The sequence below is a fragment of the Aeromonas sp. 2HA2 genome (assembly GCF_029237345.1).
GTDB classification, from domain to species: Bacteria; Pseudomonadota; Gammaproteobacteria; order Enterobacterales; family Aeromonadaceae; genus Aeromonas; species Aeromonas salmonicida.
On record NZ_JAACGB010000014.1, the window covers coordinates 57,053 to 72,453 of the forward strand.

Here is a 15,401-nt window from a genome sequence, read left to right on the forward strand (position 1 = left end):
CAGTGCTGAAGACGGGGTCCTGGGGGAGTCAAAGCTGGGGGATCAGGGTGATGGCGCCGTGCAGGCAGGCGAGACCGCAGGCACCGCAGCCATCGCACGCCGCCATGTTGACGCTCACCCCATCGCTGGTGGCCTTGATCGCCTGCTGGGGACAGGCATCTTCACACAGCAGGCAGTAGAAGCCCTGCTTGGCCTGACAGCTCGCTTCAATCTGAACCCGGGTCTGCACCTGGCGCCCCCATTGCAGATCGAGAGCGCCGGTCGGGCAGGCTCTGGCACAGCTGCCACAATAGCTGCACTGGCCGCAGGCGAGATCCAGCACAGGGGTGCCGGCGATGGCGGTACCCTCGTATTCGGGTTGACTGGCCGGTTTGAGCAGGCCGTTGGGGCAGGCCTTGAAGCACTCGCCGCAACGGGTGCAGAGGGAGAGGTACTGGGACTCTTCGATGGCCCATGGCGGGCGAGCTTCATGGCAAACCACGGGGGCGGGGCGAGAAGCTTGCCAACCTTGCGTCAGCCAACGGAGGAAATAATGAGTCATGCTCACCCCTGATACCTATTAGGGGTTAATTTTATCCAAGTTTCTGCTGGCAAGCCAGAGAATAGCGGCGGGCAGGATCGCAAGCCGGGTTGCCCTTGTGTAAGCTAGGCGAGTCTTTTTGCGGGATTGAATGAACTCATGTGGTTATTTTTGTGGCGTGCTTCTCTGTTGTATATCTTCCCTCTGCTGATGTGGGCTTACTGTCGCATCAAGGGGATCGAATTCGCCGAGCTCGATACCGGGGTAAACAGTCACAAGTGGGTGGTGCTGGCCGCCTACCTCCTCTATGTGCTGCTCTGGCTGCTGCTCAACCGTTACCTTGAGCTCTTCCTGCGTCAGCGGAGCCGCAAATGATCGCGCTGGCGACCTGGGGGCCGGCGCTGCTGGCCGCCCTGCTCGCCCTCTGTGTCGGCTGGTTGGCAGGGCGCCGCTTTGCCAGCGCCCAGGAGCAGGAGTTGCTGCTGACTCAGGAGCGCCATCAGGCGCTGCAGGATCGCTTCGACGAATTGCAGGATGAGCGGATGCAGGGACAGCAGAAGCTGGATCAGCAGCAGACCCTGCTCATCAAGCTCACTGCCCGCCTCAAGGATGCCGAAGCCACCCTGCGCAGCGAGCGACTGGCCGCCGCCGAGAAGCTGCAACTGCAGCGGGATGGGGAACAGCGTCTCAGCCAGCAGTTTGAAAACCTCGCCAATCGTATTTTCGAGCAGAACTCCGGTAACTTTCGCGACCTGAACCAGAACAGTCTGGATCTGCTGCTGACTCCGCTCAAAGAGCAGCTGGAAGGCTTCCGTCGCCAGGTGGGAGAAACCCATGCCCAGGAGACGGCCCAGCGTCACAGCCTCAAGTTCGAACTGGAGCGTCTGGCCGAGCTCAATGCCCGCATGACCGAAGAGGCGGCGGCCCTGACCCGCGCCCTCAAGGGGGACAGCAAGCAGCAGGGTAACTGGGGCGAGGTGGTACTGGCCCGCATCCTCAGTGAATGCGGTCTGCGTGAGGGCCACGAGTACCACACCCAGGTCAATATCGAGCTGGACAAGGGCAAGCGCTATCAGCCCGACGTCATCGTCCACCTGCCGCAAGAGAAAGACATCATCATCGACGCCAAGGTGTCGCTGACCGCCTACGAGCGCTGGTACAACGCCGATGACGCGCTGGAAAAAGCGGTAGCCCTCAAGGAGCACGTCGCCTCGGTGCGCAACCATATCCGCGAGCTGGGCCGCAAGGATTACCAGCAGCTGCCCGGGGTGCGCACCCTCGACTATGTGCTGATGTTTGTGGCGGTGGAGCCTGCCTTCCTCACCGCGCTGGAGGCCGACCCTTCCCTGGTACGCTACGGGCTCGACAACAACATCTTGCTGGTGAGCCCCACCAACCTGATGGTGGCGCTGCGCACCATCGAGAACCTGTGGCGCTACGAGCGACAGAACCAGAATGCCCGCCAGATCGCCGAGCGGGCCGGTCGCCTCTACGAGAAGCTGCGGCTGTTCGTGGAGGAGATGCAGCAGCTGGGCGGCAGTCTGCACCGGGCGCAGGAGAGCTATGACAAGGCGATGGGGCGGCTGGTCAACGGCCGTGGCAACCTGATCGCCCAGGTCGAGCGTTTCCGCGAGCTGGGAGTGGAGGTGACCAAACCCCTGCCCGAGGCGCTGGTCAACCGCGCGCTGGAACGGGAAGACCCGACCGAATAGCGGCGAGTCTTGTCAGCGTCATGAGATGGAGAAGGGCAGCCGCAGGGCTGCCCTTCTGTTTTCTGTGTTCTCGCTATCCTGGCAGGAATTACTGCTTCCAGAACGAGGGGAAGAAGATCACGGCCACTGTCAGGATCTCGAGGCGCCCCAGCAGCATGCCGAACGACAATATCCACTTGGCCGAGTCCGGCAGGGTGGAAAAGTTGGCACTGGGGCCTATGACGGGGCCCATGCCCGGGCCCACGTTTGCCACCGCTGTGATGGAGCCCGAGATGGCGGTCAGGGGGTCCAGACCTATGGTGGCGAGCAGGGCGGCGATCAGCAATATGATGGCGAAGTAGGCCAGCACGAAGGAGATCATGGAGCGAATGATGGCGTCGTTGACCTGGCGGCCATTGTACTTCTGCGGGAAGACGGCGGAGGGATGCATCAGCTGGCGCATCTGCTTTCTGAACAGGGCGAACGCCACCTGTACCCGGAAGATCTTGAGGCCGCCGGAGGTGGAGCCGGAGCAGGCACCGAGCAGCATGATAAAGATAAACAGCACGCTGGTTAGCGGTCCCCAGGTGCCGAAATCGCCGAGGCCATAGCCGGTGGTGGTGATCACGGAGACGATATTGAAGCTGCTGATGCGCAGGGCATCCATGAAGCCGTAAATGTCTCTGATCCACAGATAGAAGGTGACGACGACTGTGATCCAGACCACCAGCCAGAAGAAGCCCTGTACCTGGGCATCCTTGAGCAGGCTGTGGTCACGTCGGCTCAGGCTCTGCACATAGAGCAGGAAGGGCAGCCCCCCCAGAAACATGAAGAGGGTACCGATCCAGTGTGCCGAGTTGGAGAAGTGGGACATGGATTGGTCCGAGGTGGAATACCCGCCTGTACTGAGCGTGGTCATGGCGTGGTTGACCGCCTCGAACAGTGTCATGCCGCTCACCCAGTAGGCGAGGAAGCAGCACATGGAGAGCACCAGATAGACCACCACTATGTTGTTGGCCACTGTCTTGGCGCGGGGGGCACTCTTGTCAGACCAATCCGAGCTCTCGGTCTGGAACAGCTTCATGCCGCCCACGTTGAGGTAAGGCAGTACCGCTACCGCCATCACGATAAAGCCAACGCCACCCAGCCACTGCAGGGTGGAGCGCCACAACAGTATGCTGTGAGCCATGCCATCCAGCCCCGACAGCACTGTGGATCCCGTGGTGGTCACTCCTGACATTGTCTCAAAATAGGCATCGACAAAGCCGATGTGGGTGATGAAGAGGAAGGGCAGGGCCCCGAAGATGCAGGCAACCAGCCAGACAGAGGTGGTGAGCAGAAACATCTCCCGCACCCCGAGGTGAAATTCTGCCTTGCGGCCGTAGTGGAGGCAGAGCAGAGCGGCGCCGTGGGTGATCAGCACGGATTGAAGAAACTCAACAAATCCCTCCGAGCCGGTGAACAGGGCCAGCAGGGTTGGCAACCACATGAACAGAGCCAGCTTGGAGAGCACCAGCCCTTGAGTGAAGATGATAGGACGCAGCTTGATCATGCAGAATAACCTGGTCGTTGAGTGACGAGAGATCCGGACATCCCCTTCGGGAGGCGACGCCGGATCTGGGTTGTGCTGACTTGAGGCATGGGTCGGTTACAGGAAGAAAGGGCTTGGCTGGAACAGCCGTTCCACTTCCGGTATGTACTTCTTGTCCACCAGGAACATCACCACATGGTCATCCTGCTGGATCTGGGTGCGATCGTGGGCGATCAGCACTTCATCACCACGAACAACTGCACCTATGGTGGTGCCGGGCGGCAGCTTGAGCTCGCCCACCGTCTTGCCCACCACCTTGGAGGTGTTCTCGTCACCGTGGGCGATGGCTTCTATGGCTTCGGCCGCCCCGCGGCGCAGGCTGTAGACGTTGGCGATATCGGCCCGGCGCACGTGGGTCAGCAGGGCCGAAATGGTGGCCTGCTGTGGCGAGATGGCGATATCGATGGAGCCGCCCTGCACCAGATCCACGTAGGCGCTGCGCTGGATAAGCACCATTGTCTTCTTGGCACCCATCTTCTTGGCAAGCAGGGCCGACATTATGTTGGCCTCATCCTCGTTGGTGACCGCGATGAAGACATCGATCTGATCGATGTGCTCCTCGGCCAGCAACTCCTGATCCGCTGCATCACCACAGAAGACGATGGTGTTCTCCAGCTGTTCCGAGAGTTGCTCGGCCCGCTTCTGGTTGCGCTCTATGAGCTTGACGCTGTAGCGCTTCTCCAGTTGACGGGCGAGACCGGCGCCTATGTTGCCACCCCCGACTATCATGATGCGGCGATAAGGGCTCTCGAGCCGCTGCAGCTCCGACATGACGGCCCGGATATGACCGGCGGCAGCTACGAAGAACACTTCGTCATCCGCTTCGATTATGGTGGTGCCTTGCGGACGGATGGAGCGCCCCTGGCGGAAGATGGCCGCTACCCGTGTCTCTATGTTGGGCATGTGATCCCGCAGAGTGGAGAGAGCATTGCCCACCAGGGGGCCACCATAGTAGGCCTTGACCGCCACCAGACCCACCTTGCCACCGGCAAAGTCCACCACTTGCAAGGCGCCGGGATATTCGATCAGTCGGCGAACATAGTCGGTGACCAGCTGTTCTGGCGCTATCAGGTGATCCACCGGCACGGATTCCGGTAAAAACAGCCGGTCCCGCTCGGTCAGATAAGCCGGGGAGCGAATGCGCGCCACCTTGTTCGGGGTATTGAACAGGGAGTAGGCCACCTGGCAGGCGATCATGTTGGTTTCGTCGCTGTTGGTGACCGCCACCAGCATGTCCGCATCCTGTGCACCCGCCTCGCGCAGTACCCTGGGGTGGGCGCCGTGACCATTCACCACCCGCAGGTCGAACTTGTCCTGCAGCTCCCGCAGACGGTCGCTGTCGGTATCGACTATGGTGATGTCGTTGTTCTCTCCGGCCAGGTTCTCGGCCAGGGTGCCACCGACCTGACCTGCGCCCAGAATGATGATCTTCATTGGGACCCCTCTTGGGACGAGGATGGGTTGTTACCGCTGACAATATGGCAGGGATCAGTCATCAACATGGTGATTTTCATAGGGAAAACGTGCTCGATGTTGCGCAGTAATGGGGGCTGTCAGCCAGCACCCCTCATGATCATGGTCACTGCTCTGCCTATCGCTTGATCAGCTTGGCGTAGTAGAAGCCATCCATCTCGGCTTCCCCTGGCAGGAACTGGCGGCCCGGACAATCTGGTGTGTCCTGCGCGTGCAGCGGCACCAGGGTTGCATCCGGCGTGGCGGCCAGGAAGGCGCGGATCTGTTCGCGGTTCTCTTCCGGCAGCACTGAGCAGGTAGCGTAGAGCAGAGTACCGCCGCTTTTCAGTTTCGACCAGAGGGCGATCAGAATACGGCGCTGCAACTCGGCCAGCTCGCGGATGTCCTGATCCCGGCGCAACCACTTGATGTCGGGGTGACGACGGATGACACCGGTGGCGGAGCAGGGGGCGTCCAGCAGGATGCGATCGAACTGGCCTTGTGGCCACCACAGCTCAGGGGTGCTGGCATCGCCATGGATCACCCGGGCCTGGAGGCCGATACGATCCAGGTTTTCCTGCACCCGCTTGAGGCGGTTCTCGTCGGCATCCACAGCCACTACGCCAGCCAGTGCGGGTTGACGCTCAAGCAGGTGAGCCGTCTTGCCACCGGGAGCGGCACAGGCATCCAGCACCCACTCACCCGGCTGAGGATCGAGCAGTCGGGCGGCCTGTTGGGCAGCACCGTCTTGCACCGAGCAGTCACCTGTCTCGAAACCGGGCAGCTTGGTCACGTCGCAGGGGCGTTCCAGCAGAATGCAATCTTCGCCCTCCTGACCGGCAACCGCATTGATGCCAACTTCGGCCATGCGAGCCAGCATCTGCTCGCGGCCCTGGCGCTGGCTATTGTTGCGGATCCACATGGGGGGGCGCTGATTGTTGGCCTCCATGATGAATTCCCAATCTTCGGGATAGGCCTGACGCAAGCGCTTGGTGAGCCACTCCGGGTGACCGAGGCGAATGCTGGGAACGCGGTCGATGCGCAGCAATATGACTTCGGCACTGCGCTGGAAGTTGCGCAGCACACCGTTGATGAGGCCGCGCAAGGAGGTACCCTTGAGCAGCTTGACGGCGTTGACTGTCTCGGCCACGGCAGCGTGGGCCGGAATGCGGGTGTAGATGAGCTGATAGAGGCCGACCAGGATCAGATAGTGGAAGATGCGGCTCTTGTTCTTGAGCGGCTTGTCCATCATCTCGCCCACCGCAGCGTCGAGGCGTGGCAGCCAGCGCAGGGTGCCATAGCAGAGTTCTTGCAGGAGGGCGCGATCGCGGGGCGCAACCTTCTCCTGGGCAGCAGGCAGAACAGCGGAGAGGGATTGGCCCTGATCCAGCACCTGTTGAATAACGAGAGCGGCCTGTGCACGTGTTTTCATAGTGTTACCTTAGATGCGCAAGTCGGGGCTTGGGCCCCGCTTGTTTCAATTCAATTGCGTGCCGGGTTCAAACCAGTCGCGGCGAGAGTTGAGCAGATCCGAAACGGACATGGCCTTCTTGCCGGGTGGTTGCAGGGTCAGCAGGCGCAGGACACCCAGGCCGGTAGCTATGTCGATCCCCTGCTTGTCGGCCTTGAGCAGGGTGCCAGCGGGTTGACTGTACTCACTATCCACCACTTCGGCTTGCCACACCTTGATAGTCTGTCCCGCCACCTCAAACCAGCTGATGGGCCAGGGATTGAAGGCGCGGATGCAGCGCTCTATGGCGACGGCTTCCATCGACCAGTCGATGCGAGCCTCCTCTTTGGAGAGCTTCTCGGCATAGTTGGCCAGCGCATCGTCTTGCGCCTCGGCGGCGGTTTCACCGGTGGCCATGGCATTGAGAGTTTCGACCAGTGCCTGCGGGCCCAGCTCGGCCAGCTTGTCATACAGGCTGGTGGAGGTTTCGTTGGCGGCGATAGGACAGGTCACTTTTCTGATCATGGCGCCAGTATCCAGCCCCACATCCATCTGCATGATGGTCACGCCGGTTTCGGTATCACCCGCCCAGATGGAGCGCTGGATCGGGGCTGCACCGCGCCAGCGCGGCAGCAGAGATCCATGCACGTTGATACAGCCCAGACGCGGGGTATCGAGCACCACCTTGGGCAGGATCAAGCCGTAGGCCACTACCACCATCAAGTCGGCGTCCAGAGATGCCAGCTCGGCTTGCGCCTCTTCCTTGCGCAGGGAAGCTGGTTGGTAAACCGGCAGATTGTGGGTCAGAGCCAGCTCCTTGACCGGGCTGGCGGTGAGCTTCTGACCACGGCCAGCAGGCTTGTCCGGCTGGGTATAAACGGCAACGACCTCGTGGTCGGAAGACAACAACGCCGCCAGGTGACGGGCGGCGAAGTCGGGAGTACCGGCAAAAATCAGTTTCAGCTTATTCAATGGGGCAGATCCTCAGAGGGCTTTGCGATCTTCACGGGCCATCTTTTCCAGTTTCTGGCGAATGCGCTGGCGCTTGAGCGGAGACAAGTAATCCACAAACAGCTTGCCGATCAGATGATCCATCTCATGCTGTATGCAGATAGCGAGCAGATCGTCCGCTTCCAGCTCGAACGGCTGGCCGTTGCGATCCAGCGCACGTACCTTGACCCACTCGGCGCGTGGCACCAGAGCTCTGTGGTCGGGCACCGAGAGGCAGCCCTCTTCGATGCCTGTGCTGCCCGCTTGCTCGAGGATCTCGGGGTTGATCAATACCAGAGGATCTTCACGGTTCTCAGAGACATCGATCACTATGATGCGCTGATGAATGTCGACCTGAGTGGCGGCCAGGCCTATGCCTTCCTCCGCGTACATGGTTTCGAACATATCATCTACAATGTGTTGTAACTCGGGTGTAAAGGTCTCGACAGGGGCTGCAACTGTGCGCAGACGTTCATCGGGAAAACGCAATACATCTAGAATGGCCATAGTTTTTTCTTTAGTTTCGTATAAATGCAGTCAATATTGGCGTAATTCTAGTCATTTACGCCGACAAAAAACAGCAACACTTTGCGCGCAGAAGTAACAGGGAGTGTTATGTATCTGAAGCAAACCATCCTCGCTTGCCTGCTGGCCACTCTGAGCCAGGCTGCCATGGCCGACCAGTTGACACTGAAAGCGGGTTATCCCGAGCGCTATGTCGTGCAAAAGGGTGACACCCTCTGGGATATTTCAGGCCGGTATCTGGCACAACCCTGGCTTTGGCCCCGTCTCTGGAACATCAATCCCCAGATTGCCAACCCGCACTGGATCTATCCCGGTGACGTGCTGCATCTGAGCTGGGTCAATGGCGAGCCTCGCCTCGGCAAAGCGATGCAGGGGGGCAAGCCGGTGGTTCACCTCTCTCCCAAGAGCCGTTACGAGAACAAGGCCAATCCGATCCCGACGTTGCCGCTTAGCGAGATAGGTCCCTTCCTGCGTACCGACCATATCCTGGCCGACAGCCAGCAGGCGAAACAGCTGCCTTATGTGCTCGGCAACGATGAGGCGCATATCGGCATGCTGGAGGGAGATACCCTGTATGTACAGGGATCGCTGACCCCGGGTCAGGACTACGGCATCTACCACCCGGGGAGCTTGTACAAGGACAAGGAGACAGGTGAGTTGCTGGGGCAGGAAGCTGTGTTTGTCGGCACTGCCAGAGCAGAGGAGCGGCTGGCGAATGATCGCACCCGAGTCACGCTCAGCCACAGCCAGCGGGAGGTATACCAGGGAGACAAGCTGATGCCCTTCCCGCCGCAAGAGAGTCTCTTCGCCGTCTTCACTCCTAAAGCCGCGCCCGTTATTTCGCCGGGTTACATCATAGATCTGCCGAGCAAGGCTCGTGGTGGCGGCAAGTTTGACGTTGTGCTCATCAATAAGGGGCTGCGCGATCAGGTTTCCCCCGGCGATGTGCTGGAGGTGCGGCGACCTGGCGCCCAGCTGGTGAGCAAGAACGGCAAGGTATCTTACAAAGAGTACTCTTCCGTCTATGACAAGGCGTTCTATTCTGCCGGCAAGCCCTCCCTGCCGTCGGAGGCGGTGGCGCGCGTCATGCTGTTCAAGGTGTACGACAAGCTGAGCTACGGCCTCATCATGCAGAGCCAGGGCATGGTCAGCTCCGGCTATCAGGTCAGTAACTTCTAACGTGTCATTTCCATCCGGGCGGCTTTCACTGTGGCTGACGCTGGATGCCGTTACTGGCATAGGCCCGGTCACTGCCTCACGCCTGCTGGCCCGCTTCGATGGTGACATAAAAGCCCTGTTTGAGTGCGATGATGGCGGTTTGCGGGCGCTGGGTCTCCACTCGTCCCAGATACGGCAGCTCAGATGGCCGCTGCCGGTGGTAGAGCTGGGGCTGAACTGGGCTGCCATGCCTGGCAATTACTTGGTTTGTCCCGATGATCCCGCCTATCCCGACCTGCTGAAAGAGATCCCTGCCGCCCCCTTGCTGCTCTATTGTCGCGGAAATGTCGCAGCCTTGTCGTTGCCGCAATTGGCTATGGTAGGGACGCGTCATCCCACCTATGCCGGCAAGGACAATGCCGCGCGTTTGTGTAGCGAGCTGGTAGGGTGTGGACTGGCGATTACCTCGGGGCTGGCGCTCGGCATAGATGGTGTCTGCCATCAGCAGGCGCTGGCGGCGGGCGGTATCACGCTTGCTGTGTTGGGCTCCGGCCTGGATTGTCTCTACCCCAAGCGCCATCATGGGCTGGCTGGCCAGATCCTGGAGAGCGGTGGCTTGATCATCTCCGAATTGGCGCCGGACAAGGGGCCGCTGGCCGAACATTTTCCCCGTCGCAACCGCATCATCAGTGGCCTGTCGCTGGGAACCCTGGTGGTGGAGGCTGCCGAGCAGAGCGGGTCACTCATCACGGCGCGTTACGCACTGGAACAGGGGCGCGAAGTGTTTGCCGTGCCGGGAGCGCCACAAAATGGGCAGGCGCTGGGTTGCAATAAATTAATCCAGCAGGGGGCCAAACTTGTGTTGAGTGCGGCCGATATAGTGGAAGAGCTTCCCGGATTGGCCAGTCTGGTGCGCAAAGAGGCTGGATTGCTTGAGCAAGAGCATAATAGCGAATTGCCTTATGCCGATTTGTTGGATAACGTAGATTATGAGACCACGAGCGTGGATACCGTCGCCGAACGGTCCCAGCTTCCTGTCGAAGTGGTATTGGGCAGGTTGGTAGAGCTGGAACTGGCAGGCGCAGTGATAGCGGTAGCCGGTGGATACGTCAGAGCGAGGAGGGCGAATCATGTTTGATGTACTGATGTACCTTTTCGAGACCTACATCCACAGCGATGCAGATGTGATGGTCGAACAAAATGAACTCACCGACGAACTGAGCCGGGCTGGTTTCGACAAGGACGAGATCGAGAAGGCGCTCAACTGGCTGGAAAGGCTGGCCAATCTGCATGATAGCGAGCGGGAGGTGTATGTCGCCGCCAGCGCGCAAGGCTCGATGCGTATCTATGCCCCGCAGGAGCTGGCCCGCCTTGGCACCGAGTGCCGCGGCTTCCTGCTCTTTCTGGAACAAGCCCAGGTGCTGAATGCCGAAACCCGCGAAATCTGTATCGAGCGACTGCTCGAGCTGGATAAACCGGATATCGAGCTGGATGACCTGAAGTGGGTTGTCATGATGGTGCTGTTCAATGTGCCGGGCAGTGAAAATGCCTACCAGCAGATGGAAGAGCTGGTGTTTGATGAGTCCGATGGCGTCATTCACTGACAGTCTGGTGTCGCGCTGGTAGAATTCAGGCCATCTGGATTTCAAGGCGCGGCACATGTCAAAAATCGATCATCATCTCTTTTCTGCCCACGAGCATGGGTTTGAGCGAGAGCCGTGCCCGCAGTGTGGTGCCGAGCTGTTGATCCGCCAGGGCAAGCATGGCCCTTTTCTTGGCTGCTCCGCCTACCCCTCCTGTGATTACATCCGTTCTCTGACACCGTCCGGTCGTGACATCGAGAAAGTGCTTGAGGGGTCAGCTTGCCCGGATTGTGGCCAGCCGCTGGCAATCAAGAAAGGTCGTTACGGTTTGTTTGTAGGGTGTACCCAGTATCCGGCCTGCCAGCATATCGAGTCTCTGCAGGAGAGCGATGATACCCAGATCCTCTGCCCCGAGTGCGGCAAGGGTCATCTGGTGAGCCGTACCTCCCGCTACGGCAAGCAGTTTTACTCCTGTGATGGGTATCCCCATTGTAAATATGTAGTGAATGACAAGCCGATCCCCATGCCTTGTCCCGAGTGTGGCTGGGGCATCATGGTGGAGAAGAAAGTGAGGGGCAATCTGAAGTGGATCTGCCCGCAAAAGAAATGCGGCCATCAAAGTGAGCAGGTATAATCCCGCCGCCGTAACCAAATTGAAACGTTTTCGGCGCACTTCAACCCCCCACTTGGAGTAAGGAAATTCCCACCATGAATAAACCTTTTGTTGCCGTATTGATGGGCTCTGACTCTGATTTTCCCGTGATGCAATCCACCCTTGAGATCCTCAAGTCGTTTGATATCGCAGTGGAAGTGAAAGTAACCTCTGCGCACCGTACTCCGGCTGCGACCCATCAGTATGTGACCGATGCCGAGTCCCGTGGTTGCAAGGTCTTTATCTGTGCTGCCGGTTTGGCGGCTCACCTGGCGGGTGCCGTTGCCGGCATCACCACCCGTCCCGTGATTGGGGTGCCCATCGATGGTGGTCCGCTCAAGGGACTGGATGCACTGCTCTCCACCGTGCAGATGCCGGGTGGCGTGCCGGTGGCAACCGTGGCGATCGGCAAGGCCGGTGCCAAGAACGCAGGTTACCTGGCAGCCCAGATGCTGGCGGTGGCTGATGATGAACTGGCAGCCAAGGTTCTGGCCGAACGCCAGAAGAATGCCGAAGAGGTGATGGCCAAGGATGCTGCCCTGCAGGCTCAACTCAAGTAAGTGATGAGGTGACAGCCCGCTGTATATGGTGCGGTTGTCGCCTTGCAGGCTTAACTCAACCAAGTAATGAGGTGGCAGCCAGGCTGCCGCATTTTTCCTATGTCTACTGAATTTGAACAAGCGGTTGCCGCCCTTCACGGCGAAGGGGTGATCGCGTATGCAACCGAGGCCGTGTTTGGTCTGGGTTGTGATCCTGACTCCGAGCTGGCGGTGCAGCGCCTGCTGGCCATCAAGCAGCGTCCGGTGGAGAAGGGCCTGATCCTGATTGCCGCCGATCTGGTGCAGTTGCAGGATTATATCGATCTGAGCCAGCTTAGCGGTGAGCAGCTGGCTCGGGTTGAAGCCAGCTGGCCCGGTCCCTTCACCTGGGTCATGCCGGCTCGCGCCACGACACCCACCTGGCTAACCGGGCAGTTCGAGACCCTCGCTGTGCGAGTCACCGCACACCCACAGGTGCAGGCCTTGTGCCGCGCCTTCGGCAAGCCGCTGGTTTCCACCAGTGCCAATCTGACCGGTGAAGAGCCCGCCCGTCGGGTGGCCGATATCGGTGAGCTGCTGGCAAGCAAGCTTGCCTATATCCTGCCCGGTGAAGTGGGTGGGCAAGCTAACCCATCCGAGATCAAGGACGCCCGTACCGGCGCCGTCATTCGTCCCTCCTGAGCGGACAGACTCTTTTTTGCAGTAATGCCGATGGGCGTGGAGCTCATGGCGTGACATCACAATAAAATGGACAGGGCGTTCAAGATCCTGCCTGACTGGAGACAAGATGAGCAAACCGGATGTGGCCCAGGTCAAGGCCTTCCTGTTGCAGTTGCAGGACGAGATCTGCCGAAGCCTGGAGCAGGCCGACGGCGTTGGGCGCTTTGTTGAGGATGTCTGGGCCCGTGAGGGCGGTGGCGGTGGTCGAACCCGCGTAATGCGCCACGGCGACATGATTGAGCAGGGTGGGGTCAACTTTTCCCATGTCTATGGTGATGCCATGCCAGCCTCGGCGACGGCTCATAGGCCCGAGCTGGCCGGTCGCAAGTTTGAGGCCATGGGGGTGTCGCTGGTGATCCATTCGCACAATCCCTATGTGCCGACCAGCCATGCCAATGTCCGTTTTTTCATCGCCGAGAAAGAGGGCGAGGAGCCCATCTGGTGGTTCGGTGGTGGTTTCGATCTGACGCCGTTTTATCCCTTTGCCGAGGATGTGCAGCACTGGCATCGAGTGTCACGCGATCTCTGCCAACCCTTTGGCGAAGATATTTACCCCGAGTTCAAATCTTGGTGCGATCGCTACTTCTTCCTCAAGCATCGCAACGAGACGCGGGGGGTGGGTGGCCTCTTCTTCGACGACCTGAATCGTTGGCCCTTTGCTGACTGCTTCGCCTTTATGCAGGCGGTAGGCCGGGGTTATCTCGATGCCTATCTGCCGATCATCGAGCGACGCAAGGCGCAGCCCTATGGCGAGCGGGAGCGGGAGTTCCAGCTCTATCGCCGCGGTCGTTATGTCGAGTTCAATCTGGTGTACGACCGGGGCACCCTGTTCGGGTTGCAGACCGGTGGACGTACCGAGTCGATTCTGATGTCGATGCCGCCACTGGCACGTTGGGAGTATGACTGGCAGCCGGAAGCGGGCAGCCCGGAGGCCTTGCTCTACACAGACTACCTCACGCCGCGAGAGTGGCTGTGACCCGAGGGGCCATGACGGCCCCTTTTTATTGGCCGATATTCGGCTTGTTCCCGAGTGCGAAAACCCGTTAAATCGGAATATTGCCTTCTGATGGAACTCTTTGATGGATCGTTATCTGGTTTTTGGCCACCCGGTGCGCCACAGCAAGTCCCCCTTCATTCATACCCTGTTTGCCAGACAAACTCAGCAAGAGCTGGAGTATGGTCTGGCTGAACCTGCCGTCGACGAGTTTGCTACGACCCTGCTAGCCTTCTTTGCCCAAGGGGGCAAGGGGTGCAATGTCACAGTACCGTTCAAGGAGCAGGCGTTTGCGTTGGTTGACAGCTTGAGCTCCCGAGCCAAACGGGCGGGCGCCGTCAACACCATCAAGCTGACCGATGACGGTGTACTGCTTGGAGACAATACCGATGGTGCTGGTCTGGTGGCGGACCTGAAGTCTCATGGTGTGACCTTGGCCGGGAGCCGGATCTTGCTGCTGGGTGCCGGGGGAGCCGCCCGTGGTGTTTTGGCTCCGCTGCTGGCCGAGCATCCGACAGAACTGGTGATTGCCAACCGCACCCACGCCAAGGCGGAGCAACTGGCGGCCGAGTTTCATGATCTGGGGGTTGTAACAGCTCTGACCTACGAGCAACTGGGGGGGACGTTTGATCTCATCATCAACTCCACCTCCGCCAGCCTGCAAGGGGAGCTGCCGCCCCTCTCCCCTGCACTGATCCACGCGAATATTGCCATCTACGACATGATGTATGGATCCATGGATACCCCTTTCATCAGCTGGGCCAAACAGTACGGTGCCCGTCAGGCCATGGATGGGCTGGGTATGCTGGTTGAACAGGCGGCTGAAGCATTCACCGTGTGGCGAGGAATCCGCCCAGGAACTAAACAGGTATTGAGAGAGCTGAAACGAAATCTGGGGACTCTATGAATCAAGGCATCCTGTTTCCCGAACTGGCGGCTTGGCAGCCGGATGAACAGAGGATACATTTTCCAGCCCAGCAGATGGGGGCATTGATCAATTGCCACATCAGTCGTCGGCGCCTGGAAAAAATGACCGGACTCTCCCTCGTCAAGGAGGAGGACATACTGCGTGCTTTCGAGAGCGTTCGTTTTGACATTGAAGATATTGCTGAGAAACTCATTGAAGAACAAGAGTTTGCAGAGGATGGATCCATCTACCTCTGAGTGTCCCAAGTTTTTTCTCAAAGCGGCGGAACTTGTGAGAAATACCGCTGACTAACTAGATAGTTGAGGAAGTGCTAGCTAGTCACCTTTATAACTCCCCGGTATTCGTACTGGGGATTTTTTTATCTGTATGAAAAATAAGTGGTTTTTACCAAATCTTCTTTCATGAAACTTAATTACATAAATTACTTTCACTTTTTGCTGCTTTGCTATACAGTTAGCGACGTAGGGTACAGAGGTAAGATGTTCTATCTTTCAGACCTTTTATTTCACGTAATTGAATGTGGCTGAATAGCTGCCCCGATGAGTATTCGTCGGGGTGTTTTTTTATGCACCAAATTTAGAGTAAATGCTTTAGTTTTGGCAAGTATT

17 protein-coding genes are annotated in these 15,401 nt (G+C 59.0%); 11 read left to right on the forward strand and 6 right to left on the reverse strand.

The genetic code is table 11. The features are described 5' to 3' along the window. Window positions 1-28 precede the first annotated feature (28 nt). A complete protein-coding gene (locus tag GWQ29_RS16855; protein ID WP_212539962.1) occupies window positions 29-541 on the reverse strand; it encodes a ferredoxin-type protein NapF in 513 nt (170 codons plus the stop codon). Between the two features lie 138 nt (window positions 542-679). On the opposite strand from GWQ29_RS16855, the gene GWQ29_RS16860 reads away from it, so the two are divergent. Both GWQ29_RS16860 and rmuC read left to right on the forward strand, forming a co-directional pair. Beyond that, on the forward strand, window positions 680-895 hold the full coding sequence (locus tag GWQ29_RS16860) for a hypothetical protein (protein ID WP_005319942.1): 216 nt from the start codon (window positions 680-682) through the stop codon (window positions 893-895). Next, window positions 892-2,232, forward strand: coding sequence for a DNA recombination protein RmuC (rmuC, locus tag GWQ29_RS16865; protein WP_275919898.1), 1,341 nt, complete (start codon window positions 892-894; stop codon window positions 2,230-2,232). Before GWQ29_RS16860 ends, rmuC begins: the two co-directional genes overlap by 4 nt. 88 nt (window positions 2,233-2,320) lie before the next feature. Here the strand turns inward: rmuC and GWQ29_RS16870 are convergent, their stop codons facing one another. From GWQ29_RS16870 to def, 5 genes are all read right to left on the reverse strand, one after another. Continuing rightward, a complete protein-coding gene (locus GWQ29_RS16870) occupies window positions 2,321-3,763 on the reverse strand; it encodes a TrkH family potassium uptake protein (RefSeq protein ID WP_265461559.1) in 1,443 nt (480 codons plus the stop codon). Between the two features lie 96 nt (window positions 3,764-3,859). Further along, window positions 3,860-5,236 carry a Trk system potassium transporter TrkA gene (gene trkA, locus GWQ29_RS16875; RefSeq protein WP_005319933.1) on the reverse strand — a complete coding sequence of 459 codons (1,377 nt, stop codon included), beginning with the start codon at window positions 5,234-5,236 and terminating at the stop codon, window positions 3,860-3,862. Window positions 5,237-5,393: 157 nt separating this feature from the next. Continuing rightward, on the reverse strand, window positions 5,394-6,686 hold the full coding sequence (gene rsmB, locus GWQ29_RS16880; protein ID WP_058395604.1) for a 16S rRNA (cytosine(967)-C(5))-methyltransferase RsmB: 1,293 nt from the start codon (window positions 6,684-6,686) through the stop codon (window positions 5,394-5,396). Between the two features lie 45 nt (window positions 6,687-6,731). Continuing rightward, window positions 6,732-7,676: a methionyl-tRNA formyltransferase gene (fmt, locus tag GWQ29_RS16885; RefSeq protein WP_275919899.1), complete on the reverse strand. Its 945-nt coding sequence runs from the start codon at window positions 7,674-7,676 to the stop codon at window positions 6,732-6,734. Window positions 7,677-7,688: 12 nt separating this feature from the next. Next, window positions 7,689-8,201: a peptide deformylase gene (gene def, locus GWQ29_RS16890; RefSeq protein WP_005319924.1), complete on the reverse strand. Its 513-nt coding sequence runs from the start codon at window positions 8,199-8,201 to the stop codon at window positions 7,689-7,691. A gap of 108 nt (window positions 8,202-8,309) precedes the next feature. On the opposite strand from def, the gene GWQ29_RS16895 reads away from it, so the two are divergent. The 9 genes from GWQ29_RS16895 to GWQ29_RS16935 all read left to right on the forward strand — a co-directional run bounded on the left by GWQ29_RS16895 (window position 8,310) and on the right by GWQ29_RS16935 (window position 15,029). Continuing rightward, a complete protein-coding gene (locus tag GWQ29_RS16895) occupies window positions 8,310-9,398 on the forward strand; it encodes a LysM peptidoglycan-binding domain-containing protein (RefSeq protein ID WP_265422401.1) in 1,089 nt (362 codons plus the stop codon). A 1-nt stretch (window position 9,399) separates the two neighbouring features. Then, on the forward strand, window positions 9,400-10,515 hold the full coding sequence (gene dprA, locus GWQ29_RS16900; protein WP_275919900.1) for a DNA-processing protein DprA: 1,116 nt from the start codon (window positions 9,400-9,402) through the stop codon (window positions 10,513-10,515). Further along, window positions 10,508-10,981: a DUF494 family protein gene (locus GWQ29_RS16905; protein WP_005319913.1), complete on the forward strand. Its 474-nt coding sequence runs from the start codon at window positions 10,508-10,510 to the stop codon at window positions 10,979-10,981. Before dprA ends, GWQ29_RS16905 begins: the two co-directional genes overlap by 8 nt. A 55-nt stretch (window positions 10,982-11,036) precedes the next feature. Continuing rightward, complete coding sequence (locus GWQ29_RS16910; RefSeq protein WP_275909674.1) at window positions 11,037-11,594, forward strand: topoisomerase DNA-binding C4 zinc finger domain-containing protein; 558 nt, start codon at window positions 11,037-11,039, stop codon at window positions 11,592-11,594. Between the two features lie 74 nt (window positions 11,595-11,668). Continuing rightward, window positions 11,669-12,172, forward strand: a complete 504-nt coding sequence (gene purE / locus GWQ29_RS16915) for a 5-(carboxyamino)imidazole ribonucleotide mutase (protein WP_265422403.1) — start codon at window positions 11,669-11,671, stop codon at window positions 12,170-12,172. A gap of 99 nt (window positions 12,173-12,271) precedes the next feature. Next, on the forward strand, window positions 12,272-12,832 hold the full coding sequence (locus tag GWQ29_RS16920) for a Sua5/YciO/YrdC/YwlC family protein (protein WP_275919901.1): 561 nt from the start codon (window positions 12,272-12,274) through the stop codon (window positions 12,830-12,832). A gap of 106 nt (window positions 12,833-12,938) precedes the next feature. Beyond that, window positions 12,939-13,847 (forward strand): oxygen-dependent coproporphyrinogen oxidase, encoded by a 909-nt coding sequence (gene hemF, locus GWQ29_RS16925; protein WP_265422405.1) that lies wholly within the window; start codon window positions 12,939-12,941, stop codon window positions 13,845-13,847. Between the two features lie 103 nt (window positions 13,848-13,950). After that, the gene (aroE, locus tag GWQ29_RS16930; RefSeq protein WP_275919902.1) at window positions 13,951-14,772 is read left to right on the forward strand and encodes a shikimate dehydrogenase; all 822 of its coding nucleotides are present in this window, start codon (window positions 13,951-13,953) and stop codon (window positions 14,770-14,772) included. After that, window positions 14,769-15,029 (forward strand): DUF1488 domain-containing protein, encoded by a 261-nt coding sequence (locus GWQ29_RS16935; protein ID WP_275919903.1) that lies wholly within the window; start codon window positions 14,769-14,771, stop codon window positions 15,027-15,029. Before aroE ends, GWQ29_RS16935 begins: the two co-directional genes overlap by 4 nt. The last annotated feature ends 372 nt before the right edge of the window (window positions 15,030-15,401 follow it).

Coding starts and splice junctions, on each gene's coding strand:
- GWQ29_RS16855 (WP_212539962.1), bottom strand. CDS start 541: ATGACTCATTATTTCCTCCGTTGGCTGACGCAAGGTTGGCAAGCTTCT.
- GWQ29_RS16860 (WP_005319942.1), top strand. CDS start 680: ATGTGGTTATTTTTGTGGCGTGCTTCTCTGTTGTATATCTTCCCTCTG.
- rmuC (WP_275919898.1), top strand. CDS start 892: ATGATCGCGCTGGCGACCTGGGGGCCGGCGCTGCTGGCCGCCCTGCTC.
- GWQ29_RS16870 (WP_265461559.1), bottom strand. CDS start 3,763: ATGATCAAGCTGCGTCCTATCATCTTCACTCAAGGGCTGGTGCTCTCC.
- trkA (WP_005319933.1), bottom strand. CDS start 5,236: ATGAAGATCATCATTCTGGGCGCAGGTCAGGTCGGTGGCACCCTGGCC.
- rsmB (WP_058395604.1), bottom strand. CDS start 6,686: ATGAAAACACGTGCACAGGCCGCTCTCGTTATTCAACAGGTGCTGGAT.
- def (WP_005319924.1), bottom strand. CDS start 8,201: ATGGCCATTCTAGATGTATTGCGTTTTCCCGATGAACGTCTGCGCACA.
- GWQ29_RS16895 (WP_265422401.1), top strand. CDS start 8,310: ATGTATCTGAAGCAAACCATCCTCGCTTGCCTGCTGGCCACTCTGAGC.
- GWQ29_RS16905 (WP_005319913.1), top strand. CDS start 10,508: ATGTTTGATGTACTGATGTACCTTTTCGAGACCTACATCCACAGCGAT.
- GWQ29_RS16910 (WP_275909674.1), top strand. CDS start 11,037: ATGTCAAAAATCGATCATCATCTCTTTTCTGCCCACGAGCATGGGTTT.
- purE (WP_265422403.1), top strand. CDS start 11,669: ATGAATAAACCTTTTGTTGCCGTATTGATGGGCTCTGACTCTGATTTT.
- GWQ29_RS16920 (WP_275919901.1), top strand. CDS start 12,272: ATGTCTACTGAATTTGAACAAGCGGTTGCCGCCCTTCACGGCGAAGGG.
- hemF (WP_265422405.1), top strand. CDS start 12,939: ATGAGCAAACCGGATGTGGCCCAGGTCAAGGCCTTCCTGTTGCAGTTG.
- aroE (WP_275919902.1), top strand. CDS start 13,951: ATGGATCGTTATCTGGTTTTTGGCCACCCGGTGCGCCACAGCAAGTCC.
- GWQ29_RS16935 (WP_275919903.1), top strand. CDS start 14,769: ATGAATCAAGGCATCCTGTTTCCCGAACTGGCGGCTTGGCAGCCGGAT.